Below are 554 nucleotides of genomic sequence, written 5' to 3' on the forward strand. Positions count from 1 at the left end.
AAGAGCTTGCTACAGAAACCAATTATCTTAAGAAAGCTCAAATTCTTAGCAAATGGGGAATCATCGGCTCTCAACAAGAGCTCCATCTTGCCGCTGGCTTTGTATCCGGTGTTCCAGTGGAACTTTACGATAATGTCATGGCAATTGTCGGGGCAGTTTCTAATCCGTCAGAGACAATAGATGCACTTAAAATGCTTTTGATGCAGGAAGATATGCCTGGCTTTATCTGGCAAGAAACGAAGGAGAGCTATCTTAAGCAACTGGATGTCATCAAAGTTGAATACGAGAAAGCGGGTAGTGAAGGTGCATATAATGCCGGCTTGGAAATGGGAAAAATCGTAACGGGTATTGTCAGCACAGCTGCTGGCGGTTTAGGGCTTGTCAAAGGTTCGACATGGGTTACTACCAATGCTGCCGATAAGTTTGCTAAAGTAGCGGTAAAAGCCCCACTTGAATATATAAAAGAACCAACATTTAATCCTTATAGCTCAATGGGTGCAGGGCAACTGTGGTCTATTAAGGGACGGCTGAAATATGTCCAATTGCCAACAGAA

General features: G+C 43.5%; 1 pseudogene. It reads left to right on the top strand.

What is annotated here, in order from left to right:
* Positions 1 to 554 (top strand): annotated as a pseudogene (locus ACGF7G_RS22600) (hypothetical protein); the annotation flags it as partial.

Source organism: Photorhabdus sp. RM323S (genome assembly GCF_042879375.1).
Lineage (GTDB): Bacteria > Pseudomonadota > Gammaproteobacteria > Enterobacterales > Enterobacteriaceae > Photorhabdus > Photorhabdus tasmaniensis.